Annotated in this window: 24 protein-coding genes and 2 pseudogenes; 11 read left to right on the forward strand and 15 right to left on the reverse strand. The window is 62.8% G+C overall.

Translation table 11 applies throughout. The features are described from left to right. Positions 1-30: 30 nt before the first annotated feature. Entirely contained in the window at positions 31-237 is a 207-nt protein-coding gene (locus HGG74_RS21475; RefSeq protein ID WP_168485716.1) for a PDDEXK family nuclease, read from the reverse strand. Positions 238-240: 3 nt separating this feature from the next. Continuing rightward, positions 241-1485 (reverse strand): DNA (cytosine-5-)-methyltransferase, encoded by a 1245-nt coding sequence (gene dcm / locus HGG74_RS07405; protein ID WP_281356089.1) that lies wholly within the window; start codon positions 1483-1485, stop codon positions 241-243. Positions 1486-1978: 493 nt separating this feature from the next. Here dcm and HGG74_RS07410 point away from each other — a divergent pair, with 493 nt between their 5' ends. The 4 genes from HGG74_RS07410 to HGG74_RS07425 are packed head-to-tail and all read left to right on the forward strand — an operon-like array spanning position 1979 to position 6546. Further along, positions 1979-3700 carry a DEAD/DEAH box helicase gene (locus HGG74_RS07410; RefSeq protein WP_168485718.1) on the forward strand — a complete coding sequence of 574 codons (1722 nt, stop codon included), beginning with the start codon at positions 1979-1981 and terminating at the stop codon, positions 3698-3700. Then, positions 3690-4130 (forward strand): EcoRII N-terminal effector-binding domain-containing protein, encoded by a 441-nt coding sequence (locus HGG74_RS07415; protein WP_168485719.1) that lies wholly within the window; start codon positions 3690-3692, stop codon positions 4128-4130. The genes HGG74_RS07410 and HGG74_RS07415 overlap by 11 nt, the downstream gene beginning before the upstream one ends. Next, on the forward strand, positions 4127-5716 hold the full coding sequence (locus HGG74_RS07420; protein WP_168485720.1) for an ATP-binding protein: 1590 nt from the start codon (positions 4127-4129) through the stop codon (positions 5714-5716). Before HGG74_RS07415 ends, HGG74_RS07420 begins: the two co-directional genes overlap by 4 nt. Positions 5717-5736: 20 nt before the next feature. Next, positions 5737-6546, forward strand: coding sequence for an HNH endonuclease (locus tag HGG74_RS07425; RefSeq protein ID WP_168485721.1), 810 nt, complete (start codon positions 5737-5739; stop codon positions 6544-6546). Between the two features lie 809 nt (positions 6547-7355). Here the strand turns inward: HGG74_RS07425 and HGG74_RS21910 are convergent. Beyond that, complete coding sequence (locus tag HGG74_RS21910; protein ID WP_312856786.1) at positions 7356-7763, reverse strand: transposase; 408 nt, start codon at positions 7761-7763, stop codon at positions 7356-7358. A 143-nt stretch (positions 7764-7906) separates the two neighbouring features. Continuing rightward, positions 7907-8626: pseudogene (locus tag HGG74_RS21915) on the reverse strand (transposase family protein); the annotation flags it as partial. Positions 8627-8997: 371 nt separating this feature from the next. Between HGG74_RS21915 and HGG74_RS07435 the strand changes: the two are divergent. Both HGG74_RS07435 and HGG74_RS07440 read left to right on the forward strand, forming a co-directional pair. Beyond that, entirely contained in the window at positions 8998-10239 is a 1242-nt protein-coding gene (locus tag HGG74_RS07435) for a DUF262 domain-containing protein (RefSeq protein WP_168485722.1), read from the forward strand. A 53-nt stretch (positions 10240-10292) separates the two neighbouring features. Continuing rightward, a complete protein-coding gene (locus HGG74_RS07440) occupies positions 10293-10898 on the forward strand; it encodes a HEPN domain-containing protein (RefSeq protein WP_168485723.1) in 606 nt (201 codons plus the stop codon). A gap of 91 nt (positions 10899-10989) precedes the next feature. Here HGG74_RS07440 and HGG74_RS07445 read toward each other — a convergent pair whose 3' ends face one another. The 3 genes and pseudogenes from HGG74_RS07445 to HGG74_RS22240 all read right to left on the reverse strand — a co-directional run. Next, the gene (locus HGG74_RS07445) at positions 10990-11607 is read right to left on the reverse strand and encodes a RidA family protein (protein WP_168485724.1); all 618 of its coding nucleotides are present in this window, start codon (positions 11605-11607) and stop codon (positions 10990-10992) included. A gap of 21 nt (positions 11608-11628) precedes the next feature. Beyond that, the gene (locus HGG74_RS22235) at positions 11629-11859 is read right to left on the reverse strand and encodes an FAD-dependent oxidoreductase (RefSeq protein ID WP_376766123.1); all 231 of its coding nucleotides are present in this window, start codon (positions 11857-11859) and stop codon (positions 11629-11631) included. Positions 11860-12064: 205 nt separating this feature from the next. Beyond that, positions 12065-12598, reverse strand: a pseudogene (locus tag HGG74_RS22240) (FAD-dependent oxidoreductase); the annotation flags it as partial. Between the two features lie 368 nt (positions 12599-12966). Between HGG74_RS22240 and HGG74_RS07455 the strand changes: the two are divergent. Then, positions 12967-14271, forward strand: coding sequence for a substrate-binding domain-containing protein (locus HGG74_RS07455; RefSeq protein ID WP_168485726.1), 1305 nt, complete (start codon positions 12967-12969; stop codon positions 14269-14271). Positions 14272-14569: 298 nt separating this feature from the next. Here HGG74_RS07455 and HGG74_RS07460 read toward each other — a convergent pair whose 3' ends face one another. From HGG74_RS07460 to HGG74_RS07480, 5 genes are all read right to left on the reverse strand, one after another. Next, complete coding sequence (locus tag HGG74_RS07460) at positions 14570-15568, reverse strand: glycerate kinase (protein ID WP_168485727.1); 999 nt, start codon at positions 15566-15568, stop codon at positions 14570-14572. A 6-nt stretch (positions 15569-15574) separates the two neighbouring features. Continuing rightward, the gene (kce, locus tag HGG74_RS07465) at positions 15575-16507 is read right to left on the reverse strand and encodes a 3,5-dioxohexanoate:acetyl-CoA acetone transferase (protein WP_168485728.1); all 933 of its coding nucleotides are present in this window, start codon (positions 16505-16507) and stop codon (positions 15575-15577) included. Positions 16508-16517: 10 nt separating this feature from the next. Next, the gene (locus tag HGG74_RS07470; RefSeq protein ID WP_168485729.1) at positions 16518-17282 is read right to left on the reverse strand and encodes an SDR family oxidoreductase; all 765 of its coding nucleotides are present in this window, start codon (positions 17280-17282) and stop codon (positions 16518-16520) included. A gap of 98 nt (positions 17283-17380) precedes the next feature. Next, on the reverse strand, positions 17381-18703 hold the full coding sequence (locus HGG74_RS07475; protein ID WP_205761550.1) for an MFS transporter: 1323 nt from the start codon (positions 18701-18703) through the stop codon (positions 17381-17383). A gap of 75 nt (positions 18704-18778) precedes the next feature. Then, positions 18779-19846: a LacI family DNA-binding transcriptional regulator gene (locus HGG74_RS07480; RefSeq protein WP_168485730.1), complete on the reverse strand. Its 1068-nt coding sequence runs from the start codon at positions 19844-19846 to the stop codon at positions 18779-18781. A gap of 376 nt (positions 19847-20222) precedes the next feature. Here HGG74_RS07480 and HGG74_RS07485 point away from each other — a divergent pair, with 376 nt between their 5' ends. Next, positions 20223-20591, forward strand: a complete 369-nt coding sequence (locus tag HGG74_RS07485; protein WP_312856780.1) for a hypothetical protein — start codon at positions 20223-20225, stop codon at positions 20589-20591. 293 nt (positions 20592-20884) lie between these two features. Here the strand turns inward: HGG74_RS07485 and HGG74_RS07490 are convergent, their stop codons facing one another. From HGG74_RS07490 to HGG74_RS07500, 3 genes are read right to left on the reverse strand one after another with little or no spacing between them, the layout of a single operon-like run. Further along, on the reverse strand, positions 20885-21394 hold the full coding sequence (locus HGG74_RS07490; protein ID WP_168485731.1) for a hypothetical protein: 510 nt from the start codon (positions 21392-21394) through the stop codon (positions 20885-20887). 7 nt (positions 21395-21401) lie between these two features. Beyond that, positions 21402-21728, reverse strand: coding sequence for a hypothetical protein (locus tag HGG74_RS07495; RefSeq protein WP_168485732.1), 327 nt, complete (start codon positions 21726-21728; stop codon positions 21402-21404). A 44-nt stretch (positions 21729-21772) separates the two neighbouring features. Next, positions 21773-21952: a hypothetical protein gene (locus HGG74_RS07500; RefSeq protein WP_168485733.1), complete on the reverse strand. Its 180-nt coding sequence runs from the start codon at positions 21950-21952 to the stop codon at positions 21773-21775. Between the two features lie 940 nt (positions 21953-22892). Between HGG74_RS07500 and HGG74_RS07505 the strand changes: the two genes are divergently transcribed. Genes HGG74_RS07505 through HGG74_RS07515 form a run of 3 tightly spaced genes read left to right on the forward strand, consistent with a single transcriptional unit; the run spans position 22893 to position 26767 of the window. Beyond that, complete coding sequence (locus HGG74_RS07505) at positions 22893-24074, forward strand: sugar ABC transporter substrate-binding protein (protein WP_168485734.1); 1182 nt, start codon at positions 22893-22895, stop codon at positions 24072-24074. Between the two features lie 33 nt (positions 24075-24107). Next, complete coding sequence (locus HGG74_RS07510) at positions 24108-25694, forward strand: sugar ABC transporter ATP-binding protein (protein ID WP_168485735.1); 1587 nt, start codon at positions 24108-24110, stop codon at positions 25692-25694. Further along, complete coding sequence (locus HGG74_RS07515; protein WP_168485736.1) at positions 25691-26767, forward strand: ABC transporter permease; 1077 nt, start codon at positions 25691-25693, stop codon at positions 26765-26767. Before HGG74_RS07510 ends, HGG74_RS07515 begins: the two co-directional genes overlap by 4 nt. Position 26768 lies beyond the last annotated feature (1 nt).

The following is a 26768-nucleotide window of genomic DNA, read 5'->3' on the forward strand; positions in this document are numbered from 1 at the left end:
TGATGAGGCCTTGCGGGCCGTCGGCGCTTTTCAAGCGGTTCGGCTAGTTTCCGGGCATCGTTCGGACTGATCAGGATGCACAATGTCGGGTTTGCCCGGCAAGTTTTTGGCGTTGATCCGGTAGCGGAAGCCCCGGCGGTGCAGTTCCTTGCGGATGAGCACCTCACCCGTGGTGTTGCGGTCCCGGATGCCGGCCCTCACCCGGGACCGCACCTCAGGGCCGACAATGTAGGCCACGGCTCAGGCCGACAGGCTCTGTGGGCTGACCGGTGCGATGATCTTGGCCACGTGCGGGGTCATGATCCGGGCGACCTCGGACATCACCGGGGTGACGACACTGTTGCCGAACTGCTTGTAGGCCTGGGTGTCACTGACTGGGATCCTAAACGAGTCATCAAAGCCCATCAGCCGGGCGCACTCGCGCGGGGTGAGCCGGCGCGGCCGGCCGGCTCCCTGGGCGACGAGGATTTCCGAGCCGTCCTTGTAATAGCGGGCCGACAGGGTGCGGGAGGTGCCAGAGGGGTGGACCAGGCCAAAACCGAAGCCGTTGCCGGCGGCCTTGTGCTTGGCTGCATACGCCTGCAGGTACGCCCACAGCTTCGGGGTTAGCGTGTACTTGGGCTGCACTTCCAGGTTGTCGTGGTCGAAGAACCGGTCCCCGTCCCACTCCAAAAACGGCTCGGTGCCGTCGGTGCGATGCAGGATCGTATCCAGCTTCGGGCCCACCGGCGGCAGCTCCAGATCCTCCCAGCTGAAGTCGGTCGGCTTGCGGAAGCCGACAATGATGATGCGTTCGCGGTGTTGAGGGGTGAAGTAGATCCCGTCAATGACCCGGGTGTGAACCTCGTAGCCAAGCTCCTCCTGCAGGGTCTCCATGATCACCGCGAAGGTCTTGCCCTTGTCGTGGGAGCGCAGGTTCTTCACGTTCTCCAGCATGAAGGCGGCCGGCCGCTTCTGGTTGATAATCCGGGCCACATCAAAGAACAGCGTGCCCTGGGTCGCGTCCTCGAACCCGTGGGCCCGGCCCAGCGCGTTCTTCTTGCTCACCCCGGCAATGGAAAACGGCTGGCAGGGGAAACCGCCCAGCAGCACGTCATGGTCCGGGACCTCCTCGGCCGGGAAGGGCTGGATGTCCCCGACAAAGGTATGGGACTCCTCGTTGTCATCCGGAAAGTTCGCCAGATAGGTCTTCTGCGCCCAGCTGTTCCACTCACTGGTGAACACGCACCGGCCACCGTGGGCCTCGAAGCCCTTGCGGATGCCGCCGATGCCGGCAAACAGGTCAATAAAGGTGAAATCCCCGGCCGACGCCGGGATATGCAGGTTCAGGATCTCCCGCAGGGCCGGAGCCACCATGGTAGGCATAGGGCTCTCGCCCTTTTCCCACCGGGCCACGGTGCGGTCGGAAACATTGAGCTGCTCGGCCAGCTGCGACTGGGTGTAGCGGGCGCGGGCTTGGGCGAGCAGTTCGGTGGGCGATTCCATCATGTCCTCTCTGGGTTATCTGTATGACATCATGTCGCATGTTTGACCCAGCGCCGGGAGTGCCACGCCGACTGTCAGCATCTGTTGGCCCTCCTAGACAAGACTTCTTGTCTAGCTACCGAAGGTGGCCAGTCCCAGGCTGGAGTGCCGTAATCCATCCATGAGCGGAGCTTATGATCTGCCACTGACAGTTCGGCCTCCGTGGGCTGGCTGCCCGAAAACGGTCGGATTCGACCTGTGATGGTCGTGGGAAGGCAGGTCATTAGTACGAGCAGTTCCAGCCCGGAGGACGTGTTGCGGCCTGAATGTCCCTAGTCGTCGATAAGCTTGGACAGCGGTAGATGGGGCTTCGGATGAAAGGGTGTTGCGGTTGGGGGACCGATGGGAGCGGGATGATGCTGGCCGGCGCATCTACCTGCGTACTTCCGATGATTACTGTATCCAGGTCAGCGCTGAGGATATCTGGGCTTGCGAGTACGAAGGCTTGACCTCAGTGCAGGGCATCGACGTCCGCAGGCCCAGCAGTGATCTTCCCGGCCTGGATCTCTCCATGTCTCCACTCGATCTATCCCTGCAGATCCGGCATGGCCACAACGACGTGCCGTTTTTGGTCGCGGTTCCCAGCGATGACCCATCAGGCCCGGAACTTACAGAGCTGCCGACGGGAGACCAGCTCATCCATGCAGACACCTGGTACTTCGTAGATGTTGAGCAGACAATGCGCTTGTCTTCCCAGCTGGAAGCCCATCAGATTCGTCTGGGCAGTACATTGTCCGATCAGGCATGGTTGTGGCTCTTATGGCAGCAGGATCTTGAAGTGGTGGATTCAAAGACGCATCCAGCTATCAATACTGCAGCAGCATCTGGAACTGATGATGGCGTCCCGGTTCCCGAAATCGCCGGCCGTCTCTATCCCTATCAGACTGACGGCTATGGCAAGCTTCTTCGTCTAAATCATCAGGGCATTGGCTGCTTGCTAGCCGATGAAATGGGATTGGGAAAAACACTCCAGGTCATTGCGACCCTAGCTGCTGTCAGGGATACCGGCCCCAGTCTGGTGGTGTGTCCGGCATCGACGATGTCTAACTGGCTCCGGGAGCTGCGCCGTTTTGCCCCCCAGTTGTCCTGTCTGGAACATCGTGGCCAGTTCCGCTCAGGAAGCCCTGCAACCCTGCGTCTGTATGACGTGGTCGTGACAACCTATGAAACGCTGAATCGCGACATCTTCATGTTCGAGGCGACCAAGTGGTCCATCGTTGCCTTGGATGAGGCACAGTACATCAAAAACGGGAGTACCAGCAGGTCCCAGAACGTAAAAAGACTGCCCCGCGTCCAAGGGATTGCAGTATCCGGAACCCCCATCGAGAACTCGCTAACAGACTTGTGGTCAATTTCGGAGTTTGTAGCCCCGCAGTTTCTCCCGAAATTCGAGGATTTTTGCGCCCAGTTCCCTGATGAGACATGGGCGGCCAAAGAAGTCGGACGAAGGGTAGCGCCACTTACCATCCGCCGGACCGTCGATCAGGTTGCCGATGATCTTCCCGAACGGACCGACACCTATTTTCCGATTCACTGCGGGGGACCACTTGCCCATGAGTACCAAAGCATCCTTACAGCCGGGGAATCACCGCTTGCCACCGTTACCCGCCTCAGGGTTGCATGTGCTTCCCTGGTTCCGGAGAAGCTGGACGCTTTAGGGTCAATTCTTGAAGGAGCATTCGCCAGAAACGATAAGGTGATCATTTTCGCACCGTTTACAGAGACGATCGATGGTCTGCTCACCCATGCGCGGCAAAATTTTCCAGGAATTTTCGTCGAGAAAATTGACGGGCGCACAAATGTGCGGGACAGGCAAAAGATCATCGATGAATTTACTGGATATGGGGAGCATGCCATTCTGGTGCTCAACCCTCGCGCTGCCGGTGTCGGAATCAATATTCAGGCAGCCAACGTGGTGGTTCACTGGTCGCCTGAGTGGAACCCCGCGATCATTGACCAAGCTTCGGCTCGAGCCTACAGACGCGGCCAAGCCAAGCCCGTTTTTGTTTACTACTTCTATTTCGAGCAAACGGTTGAGGAATACATGATTGACAAGCTATCCGGCAAGAGAGAACTGAGCGCCGCGGGTTTGACTGCGGCCACGGACACTCCGGAAATATCAGAGCTGAAGTCGATGCTGTCAATGTCTCCGGTGGAGGATTCCGATGAGAGTTAGCATCCATACCGTCACCAAGACCCTGTCTAGGAACGACATTGGATTAACCGGCGGTCATCAGGCAGGCATTACAGTCCCGAAGGTCTCCCGGATGTTAGAGTTCTTTCCCCAGCTCGACGCGACGGAATTCAATCCCAGCGTGAAACTCACCGGCATAGATACGGCCGATGGAACGGAGTTTCTGATGACTTACATCTATTACAACGGCAAGACATTGGGCAGGAGCACGAGAAACGAGTATCGACTGACCGGCCTTACCGCGTTTATGCGCCGCCATCAGGCAACCGAAGGCGACGTGTTATGGATTGAACGAGTCCGTACATCTATTTACCGCCTTTCACTGGAGCGCATGCTCATGCCCCGGACGGAACTGCCGCAAAAGATATTGCTGAAAGGTACCTGGTCAACCATACGAAAGGCCGCACGATGAGTGAAGAGTTCTACGAAGTAACACCGGACCCGGCACGTATCACCGAGAGCCTGCGGGATACTGGATACGTACTCAACACTGCTGTCGCGGACATCATTGATAACTCGATCGCGGCCGAAGCGGACACGGTTCATATTCAGCTTGCCCAAGACATTAGGGGAAACGTCCTGTTCAGTGTGGCGGATAACGGCCACGGCATGACGGGAGAAGGACTGGTAAATGCCCTGCGCTATGGTTCGGCGCACCGGGAGGATCCTGCAAGTCTGGGAAAGTTCGGGCTGGGACTGAAAACAGCCTCCACAGCGTTTGCCAGGAGGATCCGGCTGACTTCTCGGACCGCGACTTCCGAGGACATTCTTACTGCTGTCTGGGATTTGGACAGGGTGGCCGAGCTTGGGTGGAGAGTACCCTTGGGGAACTCCCCGATACCCGCCGACAGGAAACTCCTCGATAGCGTCAGCAACGGCGGTCCTGGGACCGTCGTCCGTTGGGAAACAGTCGACCGCGTAATCCGGGAATATAAAGAACCCGGAGGACAGCGTGCAAAGAACGCCCTAAAGAAGGCCGCCCAGCAGCTCCGTGACCATTTGGCGATGGTCTTTCAACGGTTCCTTGACCACTCCGACCACCGTGCGCCGAATGTCACCATGGTGTTAAACGGAGAACCGATTCAGGCGTGGAACCCCTTTGGTTTTGGCGCGGAACTGCTCCTGAACCTTGACACCCCCGTTGATACGGGGAACGGCGATGCGAACCTGACCGTTCGTGCTTTCGTATTGCCCAGAAAAGCAGAGATGCAGGCCCAACTCGGCGAGGGATCGTACGCAGAGTCCCGGTCGGGTAACAAGACCCAGGGCATTTACGTTTACCGGGAGAACCGCCTCATTCATGGCCCGGACTGGCTGGGAATGTGGGTTCAGGAACCGCACTTCACTCTCTGCCGGGTCGAGTTGTCTTTTGACCACCGCTTGGACCTAGCATTCCAAATCGATATCAAGAAATCCCAGATCGTCCTAGACTCCGGCCTGACCGAATTTCTCCAGCAAGCCCTTACTCCGCCGCGGCGCGAAGCCGAGATCCGCTATCGGGCCGGCCAGCGGAAAGTTGTCGAAGCTGCCAGTGACAAGACCATGCACAATCCCTCGAACGCGGCCATCGAAGAAAAGTCCCAAAGCATTCCCAAACCTGAACTGAAGTCAACTGACAAGACCACTGGAAAAGCGGAGATCCGCAACCCCCACGGCATAGTCAAGGTCGATTTTGTCGAGTCCGAGAATCAAAGGATCTTTCTGGAGACAGTCGAGCAGCTGGATGATGGACTTCTATACAAGCCCTCGTACATTGGGCCGAATCCTGGCGTTCTGATCAGCCGCTCTCATCCGTATTATGAAAAGGTTTATCTTCCTAATAGGGCTTCCGGTGTCACCGTTCAGGCCTTAGACTCCCTGTTGTGGGCCTTGGCAGCGGCCGAATTCCGTTCAGCTCAGGAATCCACTCGCGAAGTCTTTGAAGACATTCGATATGACGTCTCCAAGGCGCTCCGGAAGCTGGTCGAGGACCTGCCATCTCCTGAACTGGACAACTAGACGTGTTCTCGTCAGCGAGCTTGGTCAACAGTCTGGCGGATCGCCTTCAATTGCCGCTCAGCCATACTCTGGCCGACACAGGAGGCGCATTTGATGTTCGGGTGGCCGGTATTGATCGGCCTCACGGCTTTCGAATCCATACCCGTCTGATGCTTTCATGGGTTGATTCAACACTGGTGTACGACTCGTTGGCAGCAGACATCCGCGTTGCACTGGAAAATAAGAATTCTCAGGGCAACGCACGGCTTGGCGCCATAGTGGCCGACTTCCGGGAACTCGGCGTAAATTACATTGCCGGAACAACCAACAGCGGCCAGCATGAAACTGAAAATCGCGTGCCAACAAGGTCCAAGGTTTGGATCGAGGACCGTGCACGCGTTGACGCAGCGGTTCGGCTAGCCATTGAAAGTTTGTTGATTCCGCTCGTCGCGGTCCTGCAGATCGAGGGAACAGACGACGTACTGGACGATGGAGTGCAGGGTAGGTTTGAGGTAGAAGGCGAACAATACACAAAAATTTCAAGAGCCTACGAGCGAAGTCGCGCCAATCGAGCGATTGCTATCGAGTTCCATGGAACAACATGCAAAGTATGCGGATTCAACTTCACAGCCGCGTTCGGTCCCGCTGCCAAGGATTACATCGAGATACATCATCTCGTCCCAGTCAGCAGCATGGAAGGGCCAGGCATTGTGAATCCCCGCTCCGATCTGGTTCCGTTATGCGCCAATTGCCATCGAATGGCCCACCGTAGGTGGCCCCCGTTTACGCCCTCCGAACTCCAAAGGATGCTACACGCTCCTGAACCCGCCAAGGAGAACGATCCGCGGTGAACAATTTCTTCGATCCTGAAAAAACCGCCGAGCCCATTCGGTTGTCCGGAGAATATGGCACTACACGTCGGAGAGCCTCTCCATCTGCTGCCCCTAATCAGCCCCATGCAAGTGGAGTTCCTGTGACTGATGAGCTCGTTCCGAGCCAGCGCATCACAGAAGTCGACCGGGCAGCAGGCCGCATACGCTTCCCGAACGGTTCGAAAAGGATCTTTCCCGAGGTGCCTTCAATCGTCGACGTAGAAATCGAGGGGAAGCGTGTTAGCTGCCGCTGGAATCCACGCAACGGGCCTGACCGGTCGCGCTCAGGTGTCCTGTTCGTCGGGAAAAGCTGGGCCACGTCACGCGCGCTGTCCGTCGACAGGCTGCACATTCGGCGGTCAGGTTCACGCTACCTCATCGAGACATAAGGGTGTCCTTGCTACGCGAGGAATGACTTGGCCTTCATTTGCAGCCGAGGCTAGTAGTCCTGCTCGCAGAGGGTAGGCGAGAGAAAACGCCGCTTCTTAGGACAGTCACAGATTCCGAACTTGTTCCTCTGCAACAGCCAACCCTAAATCCAACATTACCCAGTGGGGTTTTGTAGGCCCTTGACGGAACTTGCAAACGTTACGGATAAAGTAACAGTCGGGGCAGTTCCCAGCTCTCTTAATCAAGGCAAAGCTGAATCAGTCTGTTAATGGGGCAAAATTCTAAGCATCCTCAACAGGGGACGGAACTCAGCAGGGTCGAATTGAAAGCCATGCTGTTGAGCGACTACCTTTAAAGGCTCTTCGCGCTTCGTGGGGAAATCCCTGGTGAATGAGCATTCATGCCGCCGTTCTGGCGGCACTGGTCATCAGGATACGTGATTGGTAGTTCCACCGGTTACGGTAGCCTCGCGCTTTGCGCTTGATGTTCTTGATCGTGGTGTTGTTGGCCTCGACCTTGGCGGTGGTGGCCCCGGTGACGATGAGGACCTCGATCTCCTTCCACCACTTGTTCGCCGTGCGCCAGAGCCTGTTCGTTTCCGGCATCGCAGCGGCCTCGACGTAGCCGTGCAGCTTCTGCTTCGCCGCGGCGGCGTCGGCCAGGGAGCCGGTGCGCAGCAGCAGGCGCAGCTGTTCCTTGACCTCCCAGGCCGCCTGCAGCTTTCCGGTGGGGTCGTCGGCGGCGAAGACGCCGGCCAGGCGGTCCAGGCCGGCTGCGGAGAGATCGGACCCGGCGCGCAGCAGCAGCTGCCGGTGGGCCTAGGCCGGATCCGCTGCCCGGCCGCGGCGTCCGCGCACCTCTTGGGAGAGGCGCTGACGGACCCCGGTGAGGCGTCGTTGGCCAGCTTGATCAGATGGAAGGCATCGACCGACACGGCGGTGCGCGGCAGCCACATGGCCAGCGTCCTGCGGAACGCGGCCGACGGGTCGATCGCCACGACCTGCACGCCGAGCCGCCAGGCTAGGGGACGCTTGAACAGCCAGTTCCCGACGCCGGTGCTGTCCCGGCCGTCCACGATGCCCAGGACCTGGCCGGTGTCCAAGTCCACGATGGTGCTCATCCAAGGCTCGTACCGGGTCCAGGCCCCGGTGTCCGGGTAGCGGAAGTAGTGCACGGAACGGAACCGGTGCTCGTCGATGCCGAGCATCCGCGGCCGCAGCCGGTCCACATCCGGCAGCTGCAGGGCTGCCCTGTCCCGGGCGTCCTGGACCATCCACCAGGACACCCCGTAGGCTGCAGCGGTCTCGGCGAGCACCCGGCCGGAATCGATGACTGCGGAGACCAGCTCCTGCTTCAGCCGTTCGGCGGAGCGGGGGTAGCGTGGCACCTGCGGCGGGGCCTCGCTGAAGGACTTGCGGACACAAGGGAACTCGTCGCAGAACCAGCGCAGCTTGGCCCAGACCAGCTCCACCGCCCCGGCCACCGGAATGTCCCTCACCCGCTGCAGCCGCCGGCCCTTGCGCCGGGAGGAGACCACCCCGCACTCAGGACAGCCCGGCGGGTACGTGGTTTCGACAATGACCCGGCGCAGACCGGAGTCCGAAAACCCGGTATCAACGACACGGAAATCGGGCAGGTTGAAAATGACGGTGGCAGCATCAGACGCCACCCCGGTACGCTCTAACAAGGCTCGTGGTTCCTGTCGGTGATGAATGCGTCGAGAACATCCATCACAGCAGGGCTACGGGCCCCTTCCGCCTAAAGACACGAACCCCTCTTCACCACGAACCACGAAGAGCCGATTTAACAGACTCGCCCGCGACACGGCCTTCCCTGCGACGTATAGGTCAGGCAACGTGCGTTGCGAGAACTTTCAGCTTTAGTACCGCAGAAGCCTTCCAGATATGGAACCAAAGTGATGCCAGCCCACGGTCCATCACACTTAACCACCACGTGGCGGGCCACGCAGACTAGAGGTTCGCCCGGAAGAACTGCTGCAGGCTGTAGGTTAGCCAGTACGGTCATCAGCGAGGAGGAAGTGTGTCCGCATACGAGCAGGACGACGCGTTTCAGGAGACACTCGATTTGGAGAGCACTCCATTGGTCCCTGACCAGGGAGAAGACGAGGGAGACCTCACGGACCCCGCATCGGCTTTCCACGCGTCCATCGGAGGCAAGGATTGGACGGTCGAAACCCTTGTTTCACAGATGCGCAAAGGCCGTATCGATCTAGATCCCTCATTTCAACGCCGAAACGCATGGCTCGGGGATCGCAAGAGCAAGCTTATCGAATCGATCATGCTCGGCTTTCCCATTCCGCAGATCGTCCTCGCAGAAAAAAGGGACCAACCCGGCCAGTATTTCGTGCTGGATGGGAAGCAGAGGTTGCTTGCCCTTAGGCAGTTTTTCGTGGACCCGGACGACCCTCGTGATGAAGGATTTAAAGCTATTCGGCTTACCGGACTAGAAGTTCTTTCTGAACTTAACCGCAAGGATGCTCAAGCGCTCGAGGAAGTCCGCCCTGAGCTGTTCGCCGCCCTTGAAAACCACAGCATTAGAACGGTCGTGCTTGGTAAATGGAACTCCGAGAGGTTACTGCTTTCCTTGTTCTTACGTCTTAATACAGGGAGTGTAGCACTTTCGCCCCAGGAGCTCCGCCAAGCTCTTATTCACGGCGACTTCATGAAATGGCTCGATGGAAGGTCTGGTGAGTTGCCCGCCCTCCGGGTCCTGCTAAACAACTCGCATCCGGATCGAAGAATGGTCGACGCGGAACTTATGCTGCGCCACCTCTCGTTTGCCATTTCCCCGGTTCAGTACAGGGGAAATCTAAAACAATTTCTTGACGATACATCTCGTCACCTCAATAAGAATTGGGAATCGGCACAAGGTGATGCTAAAAACGCCTTGGGGGAATTTGAGGAATCTCTGGCCGCCGGGTTGAAAATCTTAGGCAGGGATAGATTCTGCCATAAGTGGTCCAATGATCCAGCTACTCCAGCTGAGGGGAAGTTCGAGCGAGCCCTTAATCGGGCAGTGTTTGACATACAAGTGCACTCGCTCAGCTTCAAACATGTGCGGGAGGCTGCATCCGACCGAGGTAACGAGCTGCTGGAGGCTTTCAAGACGGCGTGTGAAAAGGATGAGACGTTCGTGCGGTCCATTACATCTACCACCAAGACAGTGGATGCGTTCATTACTCGTCATCGTGTGTGGAAGCAGATAATTCACGACACCTGCGGGGTCGGATATGATCTTCCCCTTCCCCTTCGCCGGGTCTAGTCGTGAAGCTCCGGAATCAGTTGGGGCATTTGGACAAGACTCTCCTTTCTTCTGTGGAGACCGTTTTCCCTGATCCGCTCAAGGACGAAGAGCGCGCGCAGATCAATGCTTATCTAGTACTTGCCCATGCAGTGCTGGAGGAGTACCTCGAGGACGTTTTCACAGCTCATTACGATCGTCTTGCCGGTTGGTTGACAGCTGAAATGGTGCCTCTGGAGTGTGTTCGTCTGGTATATGCGGTGCGTGAGTGGGTGCCAAATAACCTCGTAGTTGATTACAAGAGCCGCCAGATATATCAGCAGATTGCCAAATCGGCCCGTAAGGAATTTGAGAAACAGGTAAAGCGAAATAACGGAATAAAGCCAGCGGACATTCAGAAGCTCGCAAAGCTTGTTGGTTTAGACTGGAAAGAGTTTGAAGACGCACTTAATCTGGGGTTGGCCGATCTCGAACATCTAGGAGTAAAACGCGGATCTGCGGGGCATCTCTCGCCATATACGGATAAGGCGACGAGCTTGCAGTCAATCGACTATCCGGATGATATCAGAGCTTGGGTTGATGCAGGTTGTGATGCGGTGGAATCAATTGAGGCGTACCTGGACGGCCTAGTGCGGAGCCAGCAACCACTGTCACTAATTGGGGACTGGGACGGTAATTAGGTCTCAGACTTGCTCGAATAAGCGAATTAGCCCGCGCACTCATGCCGTGGCCAACGGACGAGGTTCATGGGCTGTTTGCCTAGGGTCTGCCTCAATCGACCGAAGGTGTCTCGCCTGTCCACGATGTTTTTATCTGTCCAGGGTGACGACGCGTCTCCGAGGATTTAGAGACGAGTGTCCGGCATGTGCAGTAGTTTTGGTGGCAGAACTGACTTGGGTCGAGCCGCGGATCATGAGCGTGAATGCCGTCGGGGTATGCACCGCAGTCGGCATTCGTGGGTTGGAACCTCGTGACCTCTTGCCTTGACCGCCGTCCTCCAACCACGGCCGTCACCTGAATTTCGACCTTCATACCCTCGGCCAGCAGCGCGCCGACGCCAACAGCGGTGGAGGCGGGGAAGGGGTGGGACAGGAACCCGGTCCGCACCTGCTTGAACACCTCGTAGTCGGCGGGCTCGGCGATGTAGACGGTCATGGCCGCGACGGCGTCCAGGGTTTCACCGAACTGGGCGAGCACGGCTTCGAGGTTGCGGAAGGTCTGGCGGGTCTGCTCGGCGGTGTCGACGCTGACTAGGTTGCCGTCCTTGGCGAAGCCGCCCTGTCCGCCGGTGAGGATGGTGTCCCCGATACGCACGGCCTGAGCGTACTGGGCGTCCTTGGTCCAGGGCCAGAGTCCGTGCAGAGTCTGGATGGTGGTTTCGGTTGTCATAGCGGGCAGGTCCTTCCGTAATTAAGAGTTAAAGCGGGCGGCGAGCTGCAGGGCGGCGTGTTCGCCGCTGCGCAGGGCGCCTTCCATCAAGCCGATGAACTCGTCCCCGGCGTATTCGCCGGCGAAGTACAGACCGCCCACGGGCCGGCGCAGCAGTTCCAGATCCGTGTCCTGCCAGGCGGGGCCGGGTTCGGCGTAGGCGCCGCGGGCCAGGGGGGGCATCGGCCCACGTGGACAGCACCGGGTCGGCATCGGCGATGTCCAGGTCGGTGCGCATTTTCCGCACCAGCTCGGCCCAGGTTCCGGGCCCTTGGGCCACGTCCATCCGGTCCAAGGCGCTGGGGGAGCCGGCGAAGCAGTTGATCACGGGCGGGACGGCCTCGCCGAGCCGGCGGACGGTCCGGGTCCAGAACCGGTTGTGCACGCTCATGATGGCGCTGGTGTCCGGTGCGGCGTCGAGCAGCAGGTGCAGCTTGGCGGCGTGGCCCTTGGTGAGCTTGCCGAAGGCCTGCTGCTTCCAGGCCGGCATGTCGATTTCCACGCCCCCGCCGGTCAGCGCGCCGAGGGGCAGGGCGACGATCATGGCGTCGAAATCAAAGGTTCTGTCGGCGGTAACCACGCGCACGCCGTCGGCCGTCTGCCGCACGGCCTGGACGGGGGTCTGCAGGCGGACCCGGCCGCCCAAGAACCGGTGCATGGCGTAGGCCAGGGACTGGTTGCCTTCGCTGATCCGCCAGCTGGGCACCTCCTCGAAGGAGGAGACGTTCTGCAGCACGGAGGCGTTGACACTCCCGGCGGCGCTGGCGGCGGAGATCTCCACCCGGGCGGTGAGGCACTCGCGTACGTCGTCGTCGACCTCCAGCCGCTTCAGCAGCTCCCCGGCGCTCTCCCCGGGCGCGCCGGCCATGCCCGCCACGCGCTGGCCGGCGGCGGCCGGCTGTCCGGTGGTGATGTCGGGGTATTCGAAGGTTTCGCGGATGTAGTAGCTCATGCCGGTTTGGGCCAGGGTGAGCCCGAAGCGCCCGCACAGGGCGGTCAGGCGTTCGTAGCCGGTGAGGACGAATTCGGCGCCGCGTTCGATGGTGACCGGGCGGGCGGTGAGGCCGGCGAAGCCAGCGCCGAGGACGGCCACGGAGGGGGAGTGGGGCTGGGGGTTGTGATCCTGCGCACTTAATCTGACCCCGTGCGCACTGTCGGCCCAAGAGGCTTCTCCAGGCTGTGACCCCGGCCATAGCGTAACCGTGACGGCGTGATCAAAGCTGATCCGCAACTCAAATTCTCGGGCGCCTCTTTTGAGTAGGAGGCGGTCCTAGGTGTGTCACTTCAATGGCGAAAGTCACTGACAGAACGGACAGAAGAATGACCAATCTCTCCCAGCAGGACGGCACGCGGGCCAGGGCCAACAAGCGTCTGCGCGGGCGCATCCTGATGTCACTGGCGCTGCCCGCGGTCCTGGCACTGGCAGCCTGCGGCGGCGGCGGCTCGTCGAGTGCCGGCGGTGCCGCGGCGGGGGCGGCGGAGCCTTTGGCCAATGCGACCTGCGGTGACGTTCCCGTCGTCGAGCCGAACGATCCGGAGGGCCTGCTGGCCGGTCTGCCGGAAAAGGTCCAGGCCTCCTTCAACGGCTGGCCAGACAAGGTCGAGGCGAGTGCCTGGGCCGATCTTGAGTCGAAGGTCGATTCCGGTCCGGTCACTGTCGGGTACCTGCAGCAGGATTCCGGCAGCCCTGTCGCGGCCGCGCTCAGCGCGGATATCAAGCGCCTGGCGAAGGAGTCACAGGCTGCAGGCGACGTCAAGGAGCTGCTCATCGAGACGCCAGGCGGTGCCGGCGGCGAAGTGACCGCCGCGGACCAGGTCCGTGCCTTCGAACAGCTGGTCCGCAAGGGCGCAGACATCATCATCGCGCAGCCGCTGTCCGGCGAAGCGCTGGTCGGGGCGGTGAATTCCGCTGGCGAAAAGGGCGTCCCCACCGTGACGTTCACGGGCTACGTTGCGTCGCCGTACGCGCTGAACATCAGCCCCAACGGCTTTGATGCTGTTGCCCAGACCGTGGCACGCGGCGTGGACATGATCGGCGGCAAGGGCAATGTGCTTATTGTCCAGGGGATCGAAGGCATGACCGTGAACACGACGTCGGTTGCCACGGCGAAGAAGGTCCTCGAGCCTTGCGAGGACATCAAGGTGGTCGGCACGCCGGCTGGTGACTTCAGCGATCCGGGCGCAAAGTCCGCCGTCATGAGCTTCCTGGCCTCGCATCCCGAGGACGTCGACATGGTCTACCAGGTTGCCTCCATGGGGGCCGGCACCTTCGCCGGTTTCGCGGACGCCGGGCGGGACAAGTTCCCGGTCATCCTCGACAACCTGCCCACCGCCGCGTCGCTGGCCTGGTGGCAGCAGCTGAGCTCCGACGGGTACAAGGGCCTGGCCATCCCGGGCACCGGAACCCAGTTCGGCGAGGCGCTGTGGGAGGTGGCGATGCGCACCATGAAGGGCGAGGGCCCGAAGATCAACCAGATCGCCCTGGAAACCCAGTTCATCACCGACGAGAACGTCGACAAGTACGCGGTGCCCGGTGCCACCACCTCCGCCGAGGAAACTGCGACGGTCGGCTCGCTCCTGCCGGCGGACTACTTGGACGGGTACTTCACCAACCCCGGCCAGTAGGTGCGGAACCGGTGCGGTCTGCCGCAGTGACAGGCCCTGCCCCGTCCTAGGACGGCTTTTCGTCGCGTCATCGGATGTTCGCGCAACAGGGGAGCAGACAGGTCGACGGCGGTGCCCGGAGGCGGGTACCGCCGTCGTCATGCTGCCTTGCCCCCCGACACGGTGCACCGCCAAAGCTGGTGCATGCCCGAGCCTGAGGCAGTCCGCCCGCCGATGGAGTCATTCACGCTCCCGATCAGCCACCGACGGACGCCGATGAGGTGACGCGCGGACCGCGGCCGCAGCCCGCCGTCGTACCTCAACTGCCGCAGGCGACCGATAAGCTGGCCGCCTGCCGGACAGCGTCGGCAACCTGCCTGCCGGCCTCCCGCATAGCTTCCCGATCCGAAGCGACAAGGATGCCGGCGAAGTTCCCGGCATAGTCACCGAGGTCCGGGCTGACCGAGCCAACGACGGCGTAGACCGGTTTGCCGGGGTTGCGGTCCAAGATCGCGGAGATGATTTTCCCCTGGCCGGTCTGCGAATCCAGTCGGCCCTCGCCGACGATGACGGCGTCAGCGTCGACTGCGTGCCGGTCGAAGCCGACGGTGTCGAGGACGAAACCGGCGCCGGACACGAGTTCGGCGCCGTACCGGGCCCACATGCCGCCGCTGAAGCCGCCGGCGGCGCCGGTGCGCGCGATGCCGCGGGGGTCGCGGGGGAAGGCTTCGGCCTGCCGGTGCAGGCGCCCGGTCAGCTGGCGCACCTGCTCCGGGCCGGCGCCCTTCTGCGGGCCGAAGACGGCGGCGGCGTCCTCGAAGACAGTGGTGACGTCGCTGAGCACAATAACCTGCGCGCCGCGGAGCCCGCCGTGCTCCTCGATGGCGGCGACGGCCCCGGTGCCGCCGTCCGTCGTCGCGCTTCCCCCGGCGGCCACCACAATCCGGTCCGCTCCGCGCCGCGCGGCGTCGGCCATGAGCAGGCCGGTGCCGTAGGTATCCGCGGTGAGGGCGCTGCGCTCGCCGGAGCAGGGGAGCGTGATGCCGCTGGCGGCGGCCAGTCCGATCACTGCCGTCCCGTCCGCGGCGAGGGCATAGGACGCGCGGAGCGGATCCCGCCAGGGGCCGACGGTGTCCGTCTCGATGAGCCCGCCGCCGAGGGCGTCACGCAGGATTTCGTAGGTGCCCTCGCCGCCGTCGGCCACCGGGAGCTGGACGGAAGAGGCGCCCGCCGCGCGCACCCCGGCGGCGATGTGCGCGGCGACCTCGGCGGCGGCGTAGGTGCCCTTGAAGCTGTCCGGGGCGATCAGGATTTTCACGGGGGCTCAGAACCCGACGTTCTCGCGGCCCTTGAGGTCCAGCATCTCGCGGGCCTCGTCCGGGGTGGCGACCTCGAAGTTCAGGGCTTCGAGGATGGTGCGGATGCGGGTGACCTGCTCCGCGTTGGAGGCGGCCAGCTGGCCGGGGCCGATCCACAGCGAGTCCTCCAGGCCCACGCGCACGTGGGAGCCCATGGCGGCACCGATGGTGGCCAGCGGCATCTGGTTCCTGCCGGCGCCAAGGATGGACCACTGGTAGTCCGCCCCCAGCAGCCGGTCCGCGGTGCGGCGCATGTGCATCAGGTCCTCCGGATGCGCGCCGATGCCGCCGAGCAGGCCGAAGACGGACTGGACGAAGAGCGGGCCGCGGGCCAGGCCGCGTCCGTGGAAGTGCGCCAGGTTGTTCAGGTGGGAGATGTCGTAGCACTCGAACTCGAAGCGGGTGCCGTTGCCGTTGCCGATGGTCAGGATGGTCTCGATGTCGGCGAAGGTGTTCTTGAAGACCAGGTCCCGGCTCTTCTCCAGGCCTTCCCTCTCCCACTCATGCTCGAACTGGGAGAAGCGGTCCAGCATGGGGTAGAGGCCGAAGTTCATCGAGCCCATATTCAGCGAGGCCAGCTCCGGCTTGAAGGTGGCGACCGGGAGCATCCTCTCCTCGACGCTCATGTGCGGGGAGCCGCCGGTGGTGATGTTGATGACCGCGTCCGTATTGGCCTTCAGCTTCGCCAGGATCGGCTCGAAGTGCTTCGGGTCCTGCGAGGGCCGGCCGTTCTTCGGATCGCGGGCGTGCATGTGGACGACGGCGGCGCCCGCCGCCGCGGCGCCGATGGCGGCGTCGGCGATTTCCTCCGCGGTGACCGGCAGGTGCGGGGACATGCTGGGGGTGTGGATGGCGCCGGTGACGGCGGAGGTGATGATGACTTTGCGCTTGCTGGTCATGGTGAATTCCTTAGTAGAGCTTTTCGGTGTTGCCGTCCACGGCCATCGCCTGGCCGTTGACGTTGCGGGCCAGGTCGCTGGCCAGGAAGGCTGCCATATTGGCGATGTCCTCGGCCTCGACCAGCCGCTGGAGCGAGGACTGCCTGTGATACAGGTCCGCGACCTCCTCGACCGGCCGGCCGAGCATCGCGGCCTTGGCCCCGATCACCGCGTCGATGCGCGGGCCGTTGACCGCGCCGGGGCAGATGGCGTTGGCGCGGATGCCTTCGGGACCGAGCTCGATGGCCAGGGTCTTGGTCAGCCCGACCACGGCCCACTTGGACGCGGAGTAGGGGCTGCGGCCGGCCATGCCGAGCCGGCCGGCCGCGGAGGAGAGGTTCACGATGGATGCGTCCCGGGCCTCGCGCAGCAACGGCAGGGCGTGCTTGATGCAGAAGAACTGTCCGTGGACATTGACATCGAACGTGGCCTTCCAAGCGTCCGCGTCGAGGGTCTCGATGGGGCCGGTGGGCCCGGCGATCCCGGCGTTGTTGACCAGCACATCCAGGCCGCCGAGCGTGCCGCGCACCTCCTCCATCAGGTGGCGGACCTGGGTTTCGTCTGAAACGTCGCTGAGGGCGACGGCGAAGCCGTCCTGCTTCGCCGCATCCACGGCCTCCGGGTTGATGTCCGTGACCATGACGGTGGCGCCGAGGCCGCGGAAGCGGGTGGCAATGGCGCGGCCGATGCCTGCCGCGCCGGCGGTGACCAGGACCTTGCGTCCGGTGAAATCCATGGGTGCTGTACTCCTGTGCTGCGCTAACGGTGGTGATGGGTGCGGAAGGGGGCGTACGACGGCGGCGCGCACCGCCGTCGTACGCCTTGCCCTTGGGGTCAGTGGGCGCTGACGGCGGCCATGGCCGGATCCTCGCTGCCCCGCTTGAGGCGAAGGGTCAGCAACGCCCCGAGGACGCACATGGCGATGACGAACCAGAGGCCGGAGAGCTTGCTGCCGGTCAGTTCCTCCATGAAGCCCATGACATACGGGCCGAGGAAGCCGCCGAACAGGCCCACAGTGTTGACGAAGGCGATGCCGCCGGCCAGGGCCGCCCCGGAGAGGCGGGTGGCGGGGTAGGTGAAGAGGATCGGCTGCAGGGCGAAGAAGTTGAACGCGGCCAGGCAGAAGCCGATCAGGCCCAGGACCGGGCCGCCGGCGGCGCCGAGGGTGAAGCCGGCGACGATGCCCACCATGGTGCAGGTGGCGATCGTCCGGGAGCGGGTCGCATTGGTGGCCAGGCGCGGCAGCAGCATGGCTCCGGCCGCGGAGAAGATCCACGGGATCGAGGTCAGCAGGCCGATCTGGATGCTGTTCAGCTCGCCGTAGGTGCCAATGATCGACGGCAGGAAGAAGCTCAGCGAATAGACGGCGATCTGGTGGGTGAAGTAGATGCCCACCACCAGCAGGATCTGCTTGTCCTTGAGCACGTGGCGCAGCTTGGAGTTTCCGGCTGCCTCGGCGCCGGCCTTTTCCTCCGCGGCGATGCGGGCCTCGAGGTCCTCGGCCTCGGCACGGGTGAGGAACTTGGCGTCCGTGGGCTTGTTGGGCAGGAACTTCCAGACCACGAAGGCCAGGGCGCAGGCGGGCAGGCCTTCAATGATGAACATCCACTGCCAGCCGTGCAGCCCGCCGACCCCGTCCATGGTGAGCAGCAGGCCTCCCAGCGGCGCGCCGACAATGTTGGCAATGGAGACTCCGAGCAGGAACATGCCGTTGGCCTTGGCCCGGTCCTGGACGGTGAACCACTGGGTCAGGAAGTACATGACCCCCGGGAACAGGCCGGCTTCGGCGACGCCGAGCAGCATGCGCAGCAGGTAGAAGGACCACTCGCCCTGCACGAAGGCCATTGCGGCGGAGATCAGGCCCCAGGTGATCATGATGCGCATGATCCAGAAGCGTGCGCCGACCTTGTGCATGATCAGGTTGGAGGGCACTTCCGACAGTGCGTAGGTCAGGAAGAACAGGCCAGCGCCGATGCCGTACGCGGTGGCCGAGATGCCCAAGTCGATCTCCAGGCGGTCCTTGGCCATGCCGATGTTGGTGCGGTCAAGGAACGCCATGACGTACGCGGCGATCAGCAGCGGCATGATGCGCCGGAAGATCAGCTTGTTGATGAGGGCCGGCGGCCTCATCGCCGTGGCCTGCAGGGTGGGGGACATGGTGGTGACCTTCCTGTTGGAGGGCATAGTCGGGTACAGCCGGCTGGGATGCAGGCTCAGGTGTTCTGTGGTTGTTCAGGGGCGGCGGGCAGCCGCCGGCCGGCAGCCGCAGGTGCGGCCGATATGCAGGCGGTGCTCGCAGAGGGTTTGGGTGAAGTTGTTGCTGGGGTGGGTGATCTGGCCGAGCAGGAGTTCGAAGGCTCTCTCCGCCATCTCCTGCACCGGCTGGACAATGGTGGTCAGCCCGACCAGGGCCGACCTGCTGTGCGGCAGGCCGTCGCTGCCGACCACCGCAAGGTCTTCGGGGATGCGCAGCCCGAGCGAGAGCGCGTGCTCCATCACCCCGATGGCGATTTCATCCGAGCCGCAGACAATGGCCCGGGGCGGATTGGCCGCGGCCAGCAGCTTGTCCGCCGCGACGCGTCCGCCGTCCCGGTGCAGGCGGGTGCTGATCTTCCGCTCGCCCGAGATGGTGACGCCGGCCGCCGCGGCAGTCCGGACGAACGCCTGCTCCCGGGCCAGCGACGCCGTGGAGAAGCGCGGCCCGATCACCGTGGCGATCTCCCGGTAGCCGTGGCCCAGCACGTGCTGCATCAGCTGCGCAGCGGCCGTATCGTCGTCGATGCCCACGAAGTCACCGGGCAGGTGATCCGAGCGGCGGGACAGGCAAACATACGGAATGCGGCGCTGGCGCAGCGTCCGGAGTGCCCGCGAGTCCTCGCGCAGTGCGGCGGCGATAATGACGCCGTCCACCTGGCGCGCCGCCAAGGTGGCAGCGACCTGGGCGAGGGTGTCCGCATTGTCCTGGGTGGTCGCCACGAACACCTCGAAGCCGTCGCGTGCCGTGGCGGAAATGATGTTCTCCGCCCAGCCCGTGTACATGTGGTTCACGATGTTCGGCAGGATCAGCCCGATCACCCGGTTCAGGTGCGGATCGAGGCTGTGCTGCCCGGAGTGGCCGTTGGGCCGGAACCCGAGCTCATTGGCGATCTTGATGATGTGCCGCCGCGTTTCGGGAGAGACCCCGGCTTTGCCGTTCATGACGTAGCTGACGGTTGCCGGTGATACACCGCAGGCGCGGGCGACTGCGGCCGCGGACACCTTGGGAGGGCGGACGGTGGCTTCAGCGGTTGCCTGTTCCATGGCGTCCTCCCCCCCCCTTTTCCAGTGGCTTGATGAGGTCCGGCGTCCCTGTCTGGCCGGCCGCAGGACTGTGCCTGCTGTGATGTCCATTACACGGGCAGGCGGAGGAATTAAGCAACGTTAAGTGGTTCAGCTCAATATTGATGAATGCGGGCAATCGGGCTGTAAGCAGGCAGCGGGCTGTCGTCGGCTCCTGGCAAGAATTGGCAGGGTTCAAATTTCGAGTCCGCAGAGAAGCAGGCACGGCACTTCACGTCCAGGGATGGTCCGGCCCCGTTCGGCCTGCTGCCGAGCTGCGGGACGCCGGGATTCCGGGTCGGCAGGCGGCCATGGCGGCCACCCCGCCCCGCACCAGGTGGGGCGGGATGTCGACGGCGTGAACCTGGACCGGCTGCGGACGCTGGTGAAGCGGCTGAAGACCCGGCAGGACCCCGCGTGCGAACTCCGGGCGACAGACGACACTGCGGCGCGGCTGCTGGCCGTCCTGGTCTGCCGCCCGGAGGCCTTCGAACCCGGCGAACTCGTCGCCCTGCTGCATGGGTCGCGCGCCCGCAAAGTGCACGACTGGCTGGTGAACAGCGAGGTCAGGAAGAGCCCCCGTGCCGAAGAACTGCGCGTGGCCTGGCTGGCGGATGCGGACCTTGCGGTCGCCAGCGCCGGCTGGGCGCTGACCCCCGAACGGGTGGCGAAGAAGCTCGAGGGACTCGACCTCCCGGGCCTGCTCGACACCGTCGAGTCCAGATGAAGGAAGCGCCGGACCGCTTACCGCCTCCTGCGGATGTTGCGGAGTATCCCGCCGAGGCCTCCGGCCCCAAGCCTGCCGGTCCCGCTCCCGCCGGGAGTGTTCAGCCCACGGGTCCCGGTCCGGCCTCCGGTGGTGCCGGTGGTCCTGGTGCCAGACCACTTCCGGCTCTATGCGCGTCACCGGAACACCGCCGTCGGCCGAACGTACCGCGGCAGCGCCGCTGGGAAGGATCCCGGCACCATATCGGCGCCGAGGGGGAGGATCAGCTGGATTGCTGACCGGAACATTATTGGTTAGGCGGGAGGCCGGGACATGCCGGCAGGACATATGGCCTCCTGCGGAACTGGTGCCTCCTGCCCCGCCCGGCCGCCGGATTCCGCAGGGTTGTTCCCCGGCCGCGACCATGCGCAGATGATAACCAGGACACCGGCTATGGCCAGTAAAACTACCGCCGCCGAATATACAGACGAGGCCAACTGGGGATACGGCTGGTGATCCTGCGCATGCTTGCGCGGCAGGTGACCTTTGTTGACCTGCTCCTGGATGAGGGCGAGTTTGTTGTGCGAGCTTGTGTACTGGATCTGGGCCCAGCCGACACATCCCCCGGCAATTACCGTGAGTGTGACTACCCACGCCTTAAGGGCATGGGGAGCCACTTCGATTCCCCCTCCGCCCAGACCCATCAGCACGAGGATGGCACCGAGCCCGCCTGCCACGAAGGTACATTTCTTGACCTGCCGGTCATACCGTCCAATGCGTTGTTCGATTGTGTCGCCGAGATAGTCCGGCCGCTCGCTGCCCATGGGAAACTCACGGCTCGAAAATGTCGTTCATGATTTTCTCGATGATGCGCTTGATCTCTTCGATGAATTCAGCCGTCAAGGGCTGCTCGCCCCTGCCTGCCCTGATGATCGAGCCGAAGGCAACCACCTCGGCCGCTAATTCCACCACCACGCGATGGGTGGCTTCGGGTTCACGAAACTCCATCATCCCTGAAAGCGTTTCGAGCGCTCCCCGCACCGGCTCCGAATCCACGTACTCGTAGGCGCTGAAACCGACCTCGGCACGACCCAGCTTTTCTGCTGCTGCCTCAGCCCCTGCCCGGAACGGGTTTCGTCCGGCGGCTTCTTCGCTCATGGTGACTCCTGCCGTTTTAAGTAACGGGTGCGAGGAAAGCGGTTTCAAGGATGGCACCAGCGGAACAGATCGACAAGGTCCCGGCAGCACGTGGTCCGGTAGCTCAGGAAACTTAGGAAATCCACCGCGCGTAATCCTCCCTGGGTACCGCCGGGCAGCCAGGAGCCGGTGCGGATGACGCCGGGGAGGTCGAGGAGGCCGTCTTTGTCGTCTGCCAGGTTCATCCCGACCCCCATGGACAGCTGGCGGCCAGGGCCGGTCTGGCACCCGCAGGTGCTCTGACCGCTCTGCCCCTGGTGCGGCCACGTCCCAGGAGGGGCGCGGCCGCACCTGTGCCTAACGGGCGGCATGCCGGCGGCGTACCGGCAGGGCCCCTACCAGCAGTTGCCACCGCAGGCCTGCGGCCAGCGCCGGACCGGCCGTAGTGGGGGCATGAACGACACCCTGGCCGGATCGGGATCGGGCACGCAGAGCACCGCGCCCGCGCGATCGGCATAGGCGAGCGGCTGGAAGTGCTCAAGGACTACCCGACGCCGCCGAACTGCACCTCCCCGTTCGCCCGTTTGGATCAACGAAAGGGTGGGCTGGCGGGGCGGGACCTGAGGCAGTCCGCCCGTCGATGAAGTCGTCCTGTCTCTCAATGTGGTCCCAGATAACATCGTTGAGGTGACGGAGGAACCGCAGCCGCAGCCCGCCGTCGTACCACAGCTACGAAAGGCTGCCGGCTGGTGAAGAACGTCGCAGAGCTAGTCCGTCTCGGGACCGTGGCAGTAGTGGCAGCCGTCTTCACCTTCATAATCCCTGCAAGGGCTTGGAAGCCCGGGCATAAGACGGACATGTTGTATCGCGTATGCCTTCGGCCGGCCATCTATGCGGGCGGTGGGCTTCGAAGGGTGGCTCGAGGTGCTTGGCACTATTCCTCCTGTGCACAGGGGTTCCGTCAGGCGTAGTGCTCTTACGTTACGGTCCGGAGCTGACCAAGACAAGAAACATCTGATGATCACTTGATCCGATGGATTTGCATGCCTAGGATGACTTACGTTGGTGACGCAGATCTCAATGTTCCTATCTGTTGATGGGGAGAGAAGTGCGGGCCACCAAGAGCTCTCTGGCCGGCATTCGCCGGCAAGGCAACTGCCAATTACACCTATCTAAGGAGGGGGCATGGCGAAGACGCCAGCAAAGCCCGCATGGTACAAGCTGGCTACGGCACTGGCCGGTGCGTCACTGCTGTTGACAGCCTGCGCAGGCGGAGAATCATCAGCTTCCGAGGTAGATCCACAGGCCCGTCAGGCTGCCGTTACGAAGGCAGAAGAAGGCGCCATGGAGCTGATTAATGCCGCGACTCAGGAGAACAAGTGGACCGGGCCGGCCGAAAGCCCGGAACCCAAGAAAGACCTGAACATCACGATCATCCCAGAGCAGATGGCCTCCACTGGTTCGAGCCGCCCGGCTGAAGCCATCGAGGCGGAGGCGAAGAAACTGGGCTGGAACCCGAAGATTTCCGATGGCCAGGGTAAGCCGGAAGTTCAGTTGAACGCCTTGAATACCGCCGTGGATGAAAAGGCCGACGCCGTTGTGTTGATCTTCGTTGACACCACCCGCGTCCAGTCCGCGCTCCAGCGCGCCATCGCCGCCGACATCCCGGTTGTTACCTTGGGTTCCCTGAAGAACACGCCGGAAACTGTGCCTGATGTTTCGTTCGACTGGGTGCGCTCGGGCGAGGCCCTTGCCCAGTACATGGTGTGGAAGAGCGAGGGGGACCTGAACCTCCTGCAGATGAAGAACACCGACCTCTACATCACTGTCAACGGGCAGTACAAGGGCAGCCAGGAGTACCTGGAGCAGGAGGAAAACTGCCCGGGTTGCAAGATTGTGACCAAGGACTGGAGCCTGGCCAGTTTCGAGGATCCGACGACCGGGCCGGCCGCCCAGGCCGTCGCGACCCTGCAGTCCGATCCCTCATTGAACTGGGTGTCATGCTTTGACTCCTGCCTCTTCCGCGTCACCAACGCCATGGAGCGGGCCGGGCTCACCGACAAGGTCTCCGGTGCCGGATTCGACTGCAACCCGGAGAATATCGCCATCATCCGTGCCGGCGGCAGCCAGAAGGTCTGCTTCGCCGACCCGCGCGAGTGGCTTGCTTACGCCGCGGTGGACAACATCAACCGGATGACGAACGGGGAAGAGCCTTTCGACTACACCAAGTCGATCCCGATCGCCATGTTCGACAAGGAAACGCTCGACAGCCTGCCCGCGGAAAAGAGCAAGGAGCTTGAAGAGCTGGGCTGGCAGGGCAACTTCGACTTCCGCGCCAAGTTCGAAGAGCTCTGGGGCATCCAGTAAATCCCGGACACGCCACGGATTAGAAAGAATGCCATGACTGCATCTGTATTGCCCGAAACAAGCGTCGAGCTCCTGGGGCTGACCAAGGACTTTGGGATCAACCGGGTCCTGAACCACGTGAACCTGAAGTTTCAGGCGGGCACCATTCACGCCCTCCTGGGCGCCAACGGCTCCGGCAAGTCCACTCTCATCAAGATCCTTGCCGGATACCATGTTCCCACTTCAGGGGCGATCAGGCTGCACGGCGAGGATCTCGCCCTGCCGGCCACCCCGCGGGTCGTGCACGATGCAGGCGTCCGCTTCGTACACCAGGACCTGGGCCTAGTCAGCTCCATGTCGGTTGCCGACAACCTGGCCCTGGCCCTGGGGTACGAGCGGAAGGCGCAGACGATCAGCTGGCGCAAGCAGCGGGAGGCGGCCAGGCGGGACCTGGCCGCCGTCGGCCTTGAGGACGTTGATCCGGATACAACAGTGAAGGACCTGGGCCCGGTCCAGCAGACACTGGTGGCCATGGCCAGGGCGATCCGCGGCCTGGAGCCCGGGCGCGGGGTGCTTGTACTCGATGAGCCGACCGCCCGCCTGCCCAATGCACAGGTTGATGAGCTCCTGGACCGGTGCCGGGCCCTGCGCGACCAGGGTGTGGCCTTGATCTACGTTTCCCACCGGCTTGACGAGGTCTTCGCGATGGCAGACAAGGTCACGGTGCTCCGTGACGGCAACATCGTTTTCGACGACGTCATCGGCGCCACCAACGAGGACCACCTGACGGCGATCATCACCGGACGCACGGGGGACGCCGAAGCCGGGTTGCCGGCTGCACGCGCTGCCAGGAAGTATTCACCGGGGCCGGCGAAAGTCCGCCTCCGGGGTGTCTGCGGAACCTTGGTCAAGGACATCGATCTGGACCTGCACCGTGGCGAAGTGCTGGCCGTAACCGGCCTCATCGGCTCCGGCCGCAGTGAACTCGGCAGGCTCATTTTCGGCACGCAGAAAATTACTGCCGGAACTGTCGAGCACAACGGGCAGCTGCTGCAGAAGATTACACCGGAATCAAGCATCGGCCGCGGGATCGGCTACGTGCCGCAGGACCGCAGGCAGGCAGCGGTGCCGGGCTTCAACCTCGCCGACAACCTGTGCCTGGCCGGCCTTGAGCGGCATATGCGCAAGGGGTTCCTTTCCCGGGCCAGCCAGCGCCGCGCTACCCGGCAGGCCATCCAGGATCTGGATGTCCGCCCGGCCGACCCGGACCGGACGCTCAAGGAACTCTCCGGCGGCAACCAGCAGAAAGTCATCCTCGGCAAGTGGCTGCAGCTGGACCTGGATGTCCTGATCCTCGACGAACCGACCTACGGCGTCGATGTAGGCGCGAGGACCAGCATCCTGGCCAGTGTGCTTGAGCGCGTGGCCGCCAGCGGACTCTCGGTCCTGCTCCTCGATTCGGATATCGACCTTGTCGCGGAATACGCCGACCGGGTGCTGGTCATGAGACGGGGGCAAATAGTGAAAGAACTCAGCGGGGACGATATCACCGTGGACGGCATCGCTGCAGCAAGCTACGCCGTTCAACCGCAGACGCCGGACCTTGTCACGGCCGGAGCTGAAAAATTGGAGGAAAAGTGAAGAAGATAGACGCACCGGCCAGAAGCGGTGCCGTGCGCAGAATTTTCAGCAATTACGGGATCGTGTTCGCTCTGCTGGCGATCATCCTCCTGTTCTCCGCGCTCCGGCCGCAGACCTTCCCCACGCTGGGCAACTTCGGATCGATCCTGCAGGCCAATTCGGCCATCGTCTTCATTGCCTTTGGCCTCATGCTTCCGCTCATCGCCGGCCACTTTGACCTCTCGATCGCGGCAATGGCAGGGTTCGGAGGCATCCTTGCCACGGGCATGATGTCCCGCGGCACCATCGAACACTGGCCGCTGGCCGTACTCATCGTTGTCCTGGTCTCCGCCGTCGTCGGCCTGATCAACGGCGTCCTGGTTGCGTACGTCAAGCTCAATGCCCTTGTCGTCACGCTCGGCACGCAATCGGTGCTGTTCGGCGCCATCCTGCTGTATTCGCAGGGCGCGGTGATCTATGACGGCATCCCCGAGGGCTTCAAGGCGATGGGCCAGTCCAGGCCCTTCGGCATTCCGCTCCCGTTCTTCTTCGTCATCGCTGCCGGCCTCGTGCTCTGGTACATCCTGTACTTCCGCCCGATCGGCCGCAAGCTCTATGCCATTGGCGGCAGTGAGGACGCGGCGCGCCTGACCGGCATCAAGGTTGACCCTATGGTGGTCGGTGCCTTTGTCTGCGGCTCGGTCCTTGCCGGGATCGGCGGCTGCATCCAGGTTGCGCAGGTCGGTTCGGCTGCGCCGACCAGCGGATCCGAGTTCCTGCTGCCGGCCATTGCCGCCTGTTTCCTCGGCGAGACGTCCATCCGCAAGGGGTTCTTCAACGTCTGGGGGACCATGACGGCTGTATTCCTGGTGGCCGCCGGAACCACGGGCCTGTTCATGCTGGGCGCCCAGGCATGGGTCCAGCCTGTGTTCAACGGCGTGGTTCTCGTCGGTGCGATCCTGGCCGCCAAGTTCGGCGGATCCAAGACCCGTGCGCGCAATAAGGTCCTGAACATTTCACGCAAGCCGACACCGGAACAGCCCGCTACCGCTAGCGGCCTCTCCGCTCCCGTCGGAACATCGGCCCACTCGTGAG

It is taken from the genome of Arthrobacter mobilis, assembly GCF_012395835.1.
Taxonomy (GTDB): domain Bacteria; phylum Actinomycetota; class Actinomycetes; order Actinomycetales; family Micrococcaceae; genus Crystallibacter; species Crystallibacter mobilis.

Bases quoted from the DNA above. Each gene is read 5' to 3' on its own strand.
- HGG74_RS07475 (WP_205761550.1), bottom strand. From the start codon at position 18,703: ATGTCCCCCACCCTGCAGGCCACGGCGATGAGGCCGCCGGCCCTCATC.
- HGG74_RS07490 (WP_168485731.1), bottom strand. From the start codon at position 21,394: ATGGGCAGCGAGCGGCCGGACTATCTCGGCGACACAATCGAACAACGC.
- HGG74_RS07445 (WP_168485724.1), bottom strand. From the start codon at position 11,607: ATGACAACCGAAACCACCATCCAGACTCTGCACGGACTCTGGCCCTGG.
- dcm (WP_281356089.1), bottom strand. From the start codon at position 1,485: ATGGAATCGCCCACCGAACTGCTCGCCCAAGCCCGCGCCCGCTACACC.
- HGG74_RS07510 (WP_168485735.1), top strand. From the start codon at position 24,108: ATGACTGCATCTGTATTGCCCGAAACAAGCGTCGAGCTCCTGGGGCTG.
- HGG74_RS07470 (WP_168485729.1), bottom strand. From the start codon at position 17,282: ATGGATTTCACCGGACGCAAGGTCCTGGTCACCGCCGGCGCGGCAGGC.
- HGG74_RS22235 (WP_376766123.1), bottom strand. From the start codon at position 11,859: ATGCCGACCCGGTGCTGTCCACGTGGGCCGATGCCCCCCCTGGCCCGC.
- HGG74_RS07495 (WP_168485732.1), bottom strand. From the start codon at position 21,728: ATGAGCGAAGAAGCCGCCGGACGAAACCCGTTCCGGGCAGGGGCTGAG.
- HGG74_RS07480 (WP_168485730.1), bottom strand. From the start codon at position 19,846: ATGGAACAGGCAACCGCTGAAGCCACCGTCCGCCCTCCCAAGGTGTCC.
- HGG74_RS07455 (WP_168485726.1), top strand. From the start codon at position 12,967: ATGACCAATCTCTCCCAGCAGGACGGCACGCGGGCCAGGGCCAACAAG.
- HGG74_RS07420 (WP_168485720.1), top strand. From the start codon at position 4,127: ATGAGTGAAGAGTTCTACGAAGTAACACCGGACCCGGCACGTATCACC.
- HGG74_RS07505 (WP_168485734.1), top strand. From the start codon at position 22,893: ATGGCGAAGACGCCAGCAAAGCCCGCATGGTACAAGCTGGCTACGGCA.
- kce (WP_168485728.1), bottom strand. From the start codon at position 16,507: ATGACCAGCAAGCGCAAAGTCATCATCACCTCCGCCGTCACCGGCGCC.
- HGG74_RS07415 (WP_168485719.1), top strand. From the start codon at position 3,690: ATGAGAGTTAGCATCCATACCGTCACCAAGACCCTGTCTAGGAACGAC.
- HGG74_RS07500 (WP_168485733.1), bottom strand. From the start codon at position 21,952: ATGAACCTGGCAGACGACAAAGACGGCCTCCTCGACCTCCCCGGCGTC.